Source organism: Pseudomonas sp. ENNP23 (assembly GCF_001728945.1).
Taxonomy (GTDB): domain Bacteria; phylum Pseudomonadota; class Gammaproteobacteria; order Pseudomonadales; family Pseudomonadaceae; genus Metapseudomonas; species Metapseudomonas otitidis.
This window is the reverse complement of the sequence record NZ_LYSP01000046.1, coordinates 36,677-44,998: the sequence shown is the minus strand read 5'-3', so window position 1 is coordinate 44,998 and position 8,322 is coordinate 36,677. Positions and strand designations below refer to the sequence as shown.

Annotated in this window: 9 protein-coding genes; 1 reads left to right on the top strand and 8 read right to left on the bottom strand. The window is 69.1% G+C overall.

Features of this window, described 5'->3' with window-relative positions; all coding sequences use genetic code 11:
- Nucleotides 1-76: 76 nt before the first annotated feature.
- A complete protein-coding gene (locus A9G05_RS22145) occupies nucleotides 77-2,077 on the bottom strand; it encodes a U32 family peptidase (RefSeq protein ID WP_069562999.1) in 2,001 nt (666 codons plus the stop codon).
- Nucleotides 2,078-2,278: 201 nt separating this feature from the next.
- On the opposite strand from A9G05_RS22145, the gene A9G05_RS22140 reads away from it, so the two are divergent.
- Nucleotides 2,279-2,857 carry a hypothetical protein gene (locus A9G05_RS22140; protein ID WP_139131221.1) on the top strand — a complete coding sequence of 193 codons (579 nt, stop codon included), beginning with the start codon at nucleotides 2,279-2,281 and terminating at the stop codon, nucleotides 2,855-2,857.
- A gap of 42 nt (nucleotides 2,858-2,899) precedes the next feature.
- Here the strand turns inward: A9G05_RS22140 and A9G05_RS22135 are convergent, their stop codons facing one another.
- The 7 genes from A9G05_RS22135 to moeB are packed head-to-tail and all read right to left on the bottom strand — an operon-like array spanning nucleotide 2,900 to nucleotide 8,321.
- Nucleotides 2,900-3,310, bottom strand: coding sequence for a heme-binding protein (locus A9G05_RS22135; protein WP_069562997.1), 411 nt, complete (start codon nucleotides 3,308-3,310; stop codon nucleotides 2,900-2,902).
- Nucleotides 3,307-4,173 (bottom strand): alpha/beta hydrolase, encoded by an 867-nt coding sequence (locus A9G05_RS22130; protein ID WP_069562996.1) that lies wholly within the window; start codon nucleotides 4,171-4,173, stop codon nucleotides 3,307-3,309. Before A9G05_RS22130 ends, A9G05_RS22135 begins: the two co-directional genes overlap by 4 nt.
- Entirely contained in the window at nucleotides 4,170-5,516 is a 1,347-nt protein-coding gene (locus tag A9G05_RS22125) for an NAD(P)/FAD-dependent oxidoreductase (protein WP_069562995.1), read from the bottom strand. Before A9G05_RS22125 ends, A9G05_RS22130 begins: the two co-directional genes overlap by 4 nt.
- A gap of 17 nt (nucleotides 5,517-5,533) precedes the next feature.
- Nucleotides 5,534-6,367 carry a tryptophan 2,3-dioxygenase gene (locus A9G05_RS22120; protein WP_069562994.1) on the bottom strand — a complete coding sequence of 278 codons (834 nt, stop codon included), beginning with the start codon at nucleotides 6,365-6,367 and terminating at the stop codon, nucleotides 5,534-5,536.
- 11 nt (nucleotides 6,368-6,378) lie between these two features.
- A complete protein-coding gene (locus tag A9G05_RS22115; RefSeq protein ID WP_069562993.1) occupies nucleotides 6,379-6,672 on the bottom strand; it encodes a MoaD/ThiS family protein in 294 nt (97 codons plus the stop codon).
- Nucleotides 6,673-6,702: 30 nt separating this feature from the next.
- Nucleotides 6,703-7,110: a Mov34/MPN/PAD-1 family protein gene (locus A9G05_RS22110; protein ID WP_069562992.1), complete on the bottom strand. Its 408-nt coding sequence runs from the start codon at nucleotides 7,108-7,110 to the stop codon at nucleotides 6,703-6,705.
- Nucleotides 7,111-7,121: 11 nt separating this feature from the next.
- Nucleotides 7,122-8,321: a molybdopterin-synthase adenylyltransferase MoeB gene (moeB, locus tag A9G05_RS22105; protein ID WP_069562991.1), complete on the bottom strand. Its 1,200-nt coding sequence runs from the start codon at nucleotides 8,319-8,321 to the stop codon at nucleotides 7,122-7,124.
- Nucleotide 8,322: the final 1 nt, after the last annotated feature.

The window sequence follows — 8,322 nt, the reverse complement described above, 5'->3', positions numbered from 1 at the left end:
CTCGGACTTCAGTCCGGGAGTGGGTTTTCCTGGGCTGAAGCCCAGGCTACGGGGGCCTGGGCGTTGTGGGGGGCGGTCAGTGCGGGGCGCGGCGGATGGTCTTGAGCAGGTCGTCGGGGCTGATCTGGCCGACCACCTGGGACGCGGCGCTGCCGGGTTGGGGCAGGTCGAGGATGTGGCCCTTCATCTTGCCGATGACGTGCATTTCGCAGGGTTTGCAGTCGAACTTCAGGGTCAGCACTTCATCGCCGTGCACCAGTTGCATCGGCGCGACCTTGGTGCGCACGCCGGTGACGCCCTTGGCCTGCTTGGGGCAGAGGTTGAAGGAGAAGCGCAGGCAGTGCTTGGTGATCATCACCGGTACTTCGCCCGCTTCCTCGTGGGCTTCGTAGGCGGCGTCGATCAGTTGCACGCCGTGGCGGTGGTAGAAGTCCCGCGCTTTCTGGTTGTAGACGTTGTAGAGGAACGACAGGTGCGCCTCGGGGTACACCGGCGGCGGGTTGGTTTCGGCCTTGCGGCCGCCACGGGGGTGGGCGGCGACGCGGGCTTCGGTGAGCTTTTCGATGGCTTCGCGGCGCAGGGCCTTGAGCTGGGAGTTGGGGATGAAGAAGGCCTGGGGCGCGTCCAGCTCCACGGCGTCGGCGTGGTACATCGTGGTGCCCAGTTGGCCGAGCAGGTCGTGCAGTTGCTCCAGCGCCTGCTCGGGCTTGTTGGCAGCGCCGAAGGGGCCGTCCAGGGCGACGCTGGCGCTGACGCCTTCCTCGCTGGTGGCGGTCAGTTCCAGGCGTTCTTCACGCAGCTTGGCGACCCAGGAGAGGCCGACGCGGCGCTCGGAGGAGGTCTTCTGCAGGGCCTGTTGCCAGTTGTGGTCGAGGTTGCGCGAGAGCGGGTGGTTGGGGCGCAGGCGGAACGGGCCCTCGGGCATCTCGTTGGGCTCGACGTGGTAGCGGTAGCGCTTCTCGCCGTCTTCCTCGAACTCGCCCTTGGGCTCGGCGATGTTGGCGCGGAAGCCCACCACCTCGCGCTTGACCAGCACGTTGAGGCCGTCGCCGTTGGACAGCGGCTCCTGGGTCACCACCAGCAGGTCGCGCTTGTTGACCTTCTCCACATGGCCCACCAGCAGGCCGGTGAAGGTGGGGGAGTCGAAGGCGCCGATGTCGATCTTGCGGTCGGTGACGAAGTAGTCGGTGCTGCCACGGTGGAAGGTCTTGTCCGGGTCGGGCACGAAGAAGTGGTCGGTGCGGCCGCTGGAGGCGCGGGCCAGGTCCGGGCGGTTTTCCAGGATGCCGTCCAGACGCTGGCGGTAGTAGGCGGTGATGTTCTTCACGTAGCCCATGTCCTTGTAGCGCCCTTCGATCTTGAAGGAGCGCACGCCGGCATCCACCAGGGCGCTGAGGTTGGCGCTCTGGTTGTTGTCCTTCATGGACAGCAGGTGCTTCTCGAAGGCCACCACGCGGCCCTGGTCGTCCTTCAGGGTGTAGGGCAGGCGGCAGGCCTGGGAGCAGTCGCCCCGGTTGGCGCTGCGGCCGGTCTGGGCGTGGGAGATGTTGCACTGGCCGGAGAAGGCCACGCACAGCGCACCGTGGATGAAGAACTCGATGGCGGCGTCGGTCTCGTCGGCGATGGCGCGGATCTGCTGCAGGTTCAGCTCGCGGGCCAGCACCAGTTGGGAGAAACCGGCCTGGTCGAGGAACTTGGCCCGCTCCAGGGTGCGGATGTCGGTCTGGGTGCTGGCGTGCAGCTCGATCGGCGGGATGTCCAGGTCCATCACGCCCATGTCCTGAACGATCAGCGCGTCGACGCCGGCGTCGTACAGCTGGTGGATCAGCGCGCGCGCCGGCTCCAGCTCGTCGTCGTGGAGGATGGTGTTGAGGGTGACGAACACGCGGGCGTGGAAGCGGCGGGCGAACTCCACCAACTGGGCGATATCGGCCACCTCGTTGCAGGCGTTGTGCCGCGCGCCGAAGCTCGGCCCGCCGATGTAGACGGCGTCGGCGCCATGCAGGATGGCCTCGCGGGCGATGTGCACGTCACGGGCGGGGCTGAGCAGTTCGAGGTGGTGCTTGGGCAAGGACATGGTGTTTTTTCTTTATCAGGCGACACGGGCAAGGCGCGCATTGTAGCGGCAGCCGTTGGCGTCAGGCGAGGCACAGGTGTAGCCTCCGCGCTTTCATTGAGCAGGCCGGGAGGCAGGTACTTGAAATTCCTAGGGTTGCTTGGCGTGGTGACGTTCAGTATGACGCTGAGCGGTTGTGGGCTCAGTTGGGGGAGGGATGCCGTGAGTGCTGATGTGAGGAACGCAGTAGAGAAAACCAATCTTTCCAGCGAAGGTTACCCATGGGTGGGAAGAGCCATAGGCGTTCTCAAACGCTGGAGTCTCCCTGTGCCTGTCAAGGCCAATGGTGATGCGCGTGCGATCCAGGCGATGGATGAGATCGAACGGCAAATGGGATTCGAGGTGTTCGACAGAACTAGCATCGAGGCTTTGCCTGACGATCAGATCAAGCGTGGCATCATCGTCAGTGTTGGCACTGCATTCGTTGCGCCGGATATGAGGGCCGCGGATGCCAAGGGCAATGTTTCTAGCCAGCCAAACTCCGGGGCCTGGAGCTTGCCGCCCACTATCGCCCGAGGGCTTCTGGACAGCCGTCTCTATGTGAACATCGATGGCCCCGTCAGCAAGGCCAGCCTGGAAGTGGTCATTCACGAGTTTGGCCATGCGCTCGGAATGGGAGAACACTACCTGGGCTTTGGTGACTCGCGTCATGTGATCAGCCCGAGGTTCTGGTCCGTACTACGGACGCTTTATGCGAATGAACCGGGTACCCCAGGGCATAGCGTTCAGATCAGAGAATGACGCCTTCTATGCAGTAGAAGAGAGGCGCCTAGCTGCCGATGTTCAGCCCTGCGCCAGGGCGTCGATCCCGGCCTGGGCCACCTGGGTGTCCTGGGCGGAGGTGACGCCCGAGACGGCGATGGCGCCGACCACGGTGTTGCCGACGCGGATCGGCAGGCCGCCTTCCAGCAGGCCGGTCATCGGAGTGGCGAGGAAGGACAGCCGGCCCTGACCGAGGATCAGTTCCTCGTAGAACTGCGTCGGCCGCCGGGTCAGCGCGGCGGTGCGGGCCTTGGCAGTGGCCATCTCCACGCTCATGGGGCTGGCGTCCTCCAGGCGTTGCAGGTGCAGCAGGTGGCCGCCGTCGTCGACGATGGCCACGGTCACCGCCCACTGCTGCTGGCGAGCGAAGGTGCGGGCGGCCTGGGCCATGGCCTGGACGTCGGGGTCGCTGAGGCAGGGGCGTTGGTTCATCGCATGGGCTCCGGGGTGAGGCTGGCGAGGCAGCGGCCGAGGGGGCTGGCCGGCTCGCTGAGGTCGAAGAGGATGTCGAAGTGGTCGCGCCCCGCGCAGGGCTGCACCGCGGTGACCGGCAGGTAGCGGGCCAGGTGGCGGGCCATGGCGCGGCTCTGCTGCTGGAAGGCGTCGGTTTCCCGCTCGCCCCAGGCCAGGGCTACCGGGACTTTGCAATTGGGTACCCGGCGCAGGGGGCTGAGGGCGGCGGCACGCGCCGCCGTGAGCTGCAGCGGCTGGTCGATGTAGGTGCCGATCAGCGGCGCCAGTTCATAGATGCCGCTGACCAGCAGGGCCGCCTGGAACGGCGGCGGCCCCTCCCAGGAGTGGCTGAGCATCATCGCCACCAGGTGCGCCCCGGCGGAACTGCCAGCGAGGACCAGATGCGGTACGCGCCCCCGTGCCAGCAGGGCCGCCCGCAGTTGGAGCAGGGCGCTGGCGACCTGCTCGACGATCTGTTCCAGGCGCGCCTCGGGGGCCAGACGGTAGCCGACCGCCGCCAGGTCGTAGCCCTGGGCGTGCAGCCCGGGCGCGGGGAACAGCGAGTCCTCGGCGCTCAGCTCCTGCCAGTAGCCGCCGTGCACGTACACCAGGGTGGCTCTGGCCGGTTGGGACGCGGGCAGCAGCAGGACCTTCTCCCGGGGCGAGGGGCCGTAGGGCAGCACCTCGGCCGGGCCGCAGAGGGCCTCGGCGGCCCGGCTGTCACGGTGGTAGCGCTGCAGCGTCTCGGCGAAGCCGGGCGCCAGGCTGCTCGGCGAGTAGGCCCGCTCGCGCTGCTCAAGGGGCAGGTGCAGGCCGAAGGGGTCGTCGTGCAGGGCCGTCATGCCGCGCCCTCCAGGGGGTGCAGCGGGTCGAGACGGTCGAGCAACTGGCGCTCCGCCTTGGCCAGGTCGATCTGCTCGAAGCACTCGCAACCCTGCACGGCCTCCCGCAGCAGGCGGGCCTGCACTTCGCCCCGGGCAAAGGCCGTGGCGTAGGGCAGGCAACTGAAGGTGACCATGCTGTAGCGCGGCACGAAGCGCTCCGGGTGGCGGGCCTCCAGCCACGCGGCCAGTTGGCGCTCCAACTGGTAGTCCGCTGCGCGCACCCGTTCGCGCATTTCCACGTAGTTCTCCAGGGCCATGGCCTGGATTGCGTCGGCATTGGGCCGGCGCTCTTCGGCGTAGGCCTGCAGGCCGGCGTCCAGGGGCTGCGGCCGGGCCAGGTGGCGGGCCAGGGCCAGCACGTCCTCCAGCCCGCAGTTCATGCCCTGGCCGTGGAACGGCACCATCGGGTGAGCCGCATCGCCCACCAGCACCGCGCAGCCCTGGGCATGCCAGCGCTCCAGCCAGAGGGTGCCGAGCTGGCCGATGGGGTTGTGCTCGAAGTCCGCCTCCAGGTCCGGCAGTTCGGCGGAGAGGTCGCTGTAGTGGGTGTCGAACCAGCGTCGCGCGGTGGGGCCGTCCGACAGTTGGGCGAAGCAGTCGGCGCTGCCGTCGTCGTGGGGCAGGAACAGCGTGGTGGTGAAGCTGCCGTCGATGTTCGGCAGGGCGATGCTCATGTGCCCGCCTCGGGGCCAGATGTGCAGGGCATCGGCCAGCAGGCGCCCGGAGGCGGGGATGTTCAGCTCCTTGTAGCCGTGGGGCTGGCGCTCGCGGCGCTCGCCCAGGGGGCCGCCTTCGGCCATGGCCCGGCGCACGCCGGAGTCGGCGCCGTCGGCGCCCACCAGCAGGTCGAAGGGCCAGCGCTGGTCGCCGGCGATGACCTCGCGGCGCGCCCAGTCGATACCCGCCAGCGGGGTGTCGAAGTGCAGTTGGGCGCCGGCTGCCTGTGCCGCGTCCAGCAGTAGCCGGTTGAAGCGGCCGCGCTGGATCGACCAGATGGCGTCCCCGGATCGGCTGCTGTAGGCGTGGAATTGCTCCGGTACGCCCGGCACATGGACCCGCCGGCCGTGCATGGCCACGGCGCCGGCCAGCACGGCAGCGTCCAGGCCGGCCAGGCGTAGGGCCTGCAGGCCGCGCTCGGCCAGGGCGAGGTTGATCGACTTGCCGGCCTGGGCGGTGTGCAGGCGCGGGTCGGGGCGTTGTTCGAGCACGGTGACCTGCCAGCCCTGGCGCTGCAGCAGGCACGCCAGCAGCGGGCCGGTGAGCCCGCCGCCGACGATCAGGGCGGTGCGATGTTCTGCCATCGGGAAATCTCCTGGGTTCAGAGGACGGTGCGCAGGTTCCACAGTTCCGGGAACAGCAGCGTGTCGAGGGTCTTGCGCAGGTAGTCGGCGCCGCTGCTGCCGCCGGTGCCCTGGCGACGGCCGATGACCCGTTCGACCATGCCGATGTGGCGGAAGCGCCAGTGCCTGACGTTGTCCTCCAGCGCCACCAGTTGCTCGGCCAGCTCGTAGAGGTCGCGGTGGGCGTCGGGGGCGCGGTAGACGGTGAGCCAGGCGGCCTCCACCGAGGCGTCGTAACCGGTGGGCTCGTCGACGGCGGCGTGCAGGCGCGCGGGATCGATGGGCAGGCCGCGCGCGGCCAGCAGGCGCACCACCTCGTCGTAGAGGGAGGGCGCCAGCAACCGGGCCTGCAGGGCGCGCAGTGCTGCCGGGTCCTCGGCGTGGTCTTCCAGGTGGCGGGCGCACTTGTTGCCGAGGAGGAATTCGATCTCGCGGAACTGCACCGACTGGTGGCCGGAGGCGCTGCCCAGGGCCGGGCGCATGGCCAGGAAGTCATTGGGGGTGAGGGTGGCGAGCACGCTCCAGGCGTGGATCAGGTGCTCCATGATCCGCTGCACGCGGGTCAGCGCCTTGACGGTGCGGGGCAGGTCCTGGCGGCCGACGTGGTGGGTGGCGAGGGTCAGCTCGTGGAGCATCAGCTTCATCCACAGTTCGGCGGTCTGGTGCTGGATGATGAACAGCAGTTCGTCCGGCACCTCCGAGCGTGGCACCTGGCTGTGCAGGATGTGCTGCAGGCTCAGGTAGTCGCCGTAGCGGCCGTCGCCGGTACGGGGCGCCAGGGCGTTCCTGGCGCCGGAAAAGGGGCATCCCATGGTCGCCGCTCCTATGCCGGGTTCCGGCTGGCCTGGCCACCGGCGACGGCGGGCAGGATGGTGATCTCGTCGCCGGGGGCGACACGGGCCTCCAGGCCGCCGTGGAAGCGCACGTCCTGGTCGTTGACGTACAGGTTCATGAAGCGCACCAGGGTGCCGCCCTTCAGCAGGCGCTGCTCCAGGCCCGGCCAGCGGCGCTCCAGGTCGTCGATGACTTCACCCAGGCTGTCGCCCTGGGCGCTGACCTGGGCTGCGCCGGCCGTCAGGTCGCGCAGGGTGGTGGGGATGTGGATGGTGATGGACATGGCGGTTCCTCGTGGTCGGGGGCATGGGGTTCAGTCGAAGGCCAGCGGCTGCTCCAGGATTCGGCCGTCCTCGATGCGGAAGCAGCGCATCGACAGGTCGAAGCGGGGATCGGTGCTGACGATGAGGTGGAACACCTCGGGAAAGGCGGCGGCGTACTCCACGTCGGTGTCGCTGGGGTAGGGCCGGGATGCGGTGTGGGAGTGGTAGAGCACCAGGGGCACTTCGCCCCGGCCGTTCATCTCGCGCCACACGCGCAGTTGCTGCAGGGGTTCGAAGCTGAAGAAGTCCTCGGCCTGGGCAGCGTTGTGCATCGGCACCAGGCGCAGGCTGCCGGGCTCGCCGGGCACAGCGGCGATCAGCCCGCAGCATTCCAGCGGGTGCTCGGCGCGGGCCTGGTGGGCGATGGCATCGCGCAGGGCGGCGGGCAGGGTGAGCATCGGGGCCGTCCTCAGTAGCGGGGCTGGTCGGGGGCCACGTCGCGCACCCAGGCGAGCACGCCGCCCTGAAGGTTGCGCACGTTGCGGTAGCCGGCGGCGAGCATGGCCTCGACCACCTCGCGGGAACGGCTGCCGCCCTTGCAGCAGATCACGTAGGGCTGCTCGCGGTCGGCCAGCGGCCCCTGGCCGAGGCTGGCCAGGGCGCGGGCCTTGGGCAACAGTTCGGCGCCTTCGATACGGACGATGTCCCACTCGTTGGGCTCACGCACGTCGATCAGCCGGGGCGGCTGCCCGCTGCCGAGCAGGGCCTGCAGCTCCTGTGGGGTGATCACCGGCACCGGGGCGGCCGGTGCCGTGGGTTGGCCCAGGCCGCACAGTTGCGGGTAGTCCTGCAGCGCGGTGATGGGCTGGCGCTGCGGGTCGCGCTGCAGGGGCAGGTAGCGGTAACGCATGCGCAGGGCGTCGTAGACCATCAGCGTGCCCAGCAGGGATTCGCCGATCCCGGTCAGCAGCTTGATCGCCTCGGTGCCCATCATCGAGGCCACGGCGGCGCAGAGCACGCCGAGCACGCCGCCCTCCGAGCAGGACGGCGCCAGCTCCGGCGGGGGCGGCTCGGGGTAGAGGTCGCGGTAGTTCAGGCCGCCACCGGGGGCGTTTTCCCAGAACACGCTGGCCTGGCCTTCGAAGCGGTAGATGGAGCCCCAGACGTAGGGCTTGCCGGCCAGGACGCAGGCGTCGTTGACCAGGTAGCGGGTGGCGAAGTTGTCGGCGCCGTCGATGATCAGGTCGTAGCCCTGGAACAGCGCCACGGCGTTGTCGTTGTCCAGGCGCAGGTCGTGCAGGTTCACCTGCACGTGCGGGTTGAGCGCGGCGATGGTGCGCTTGGCGCTCTCGGTCTTCAGCTCGCCGAGGGTGTCCATGCGGTGGATCACCTGGCGCTGCAGGTTGGAGGCATCCACCCGGTCGAAGTCGACGATGCCCAGGGTGCCGACACCGGCCGCTGCCAGGTACAGCAGGGTCGGCGAGCCCAGGCCGCCGGCACCGATCACCAGCACGCGGGCGTTCTTCAGGCGCTGCTGGCCGGCCAGGCCGAACTCCGGCAGCAGGATGTGGCGGCTGTAGCGGGCGCGCTCCTCGGCGCTGAGAGTGGCCTGGTCGCTGACCAGGGGGCCGAGGGTGCGGGGCAGGGGAGTCGGGGTAAAGGCAGTCATG

Coding starts and splice junctions, on each gene's coding strand:
- A9G05_RS22145 (WP_069562999.1), bottom strand. CDS start 2,077: ATGTCCTTGCCCAAGCACCACCTCGAACTGCTCAGCCCCGCCCGTGAC.
- A9G05_RS22135 (WP_069562997.1), bottom strand. CDS start 3,310: ATGAACCAACGCCCCTGCCTCAGCGACCCCGACGTCCAGGCCATGGCC.
- A9G05_RS22130 (WP_069562996.1), bottom strand. CDS start 4,173: ATGACGGCCCTGCACGACGACCCCTTCGGCCTGCACCTGCCCCTTGAG.
- A9G05_RS22125 (WP_069562995.1), bottom strand. CDS start 5,516: ATGGCAGAACATCGCACCGCCCTGATCGTCGGCGGCGGGCTCACCGGC.
- A9G05_RS22120 (WP_069562994.1), bottom strand. CDS start 6,367: ATGGGATGCCCCTTTTCCGGCGCCAGGAACGCCCTGGCGCCCCGTACC.
- A9G05_RS22115 (WP_069562993.1), bottom strand. CDS start 6,672: ATGTCCATCACCATCCACATCCCCACCACCCTGCGCGACCTGACGGCC.
- A9G05_RS22110 (WP_069562992.1), bottom strand. CDS start 7,110: ATGCTCACCCTGCCCGCCGCCCTGCGCGATGCCATCGCCCACCAGGCC.
- moeB (WP_069562991.1), bottom strand. CDS start 8,321: ATGACTGCCTTTACCCCGACTCCCCTGCCCCGCACCCTCGGCCCCCTG.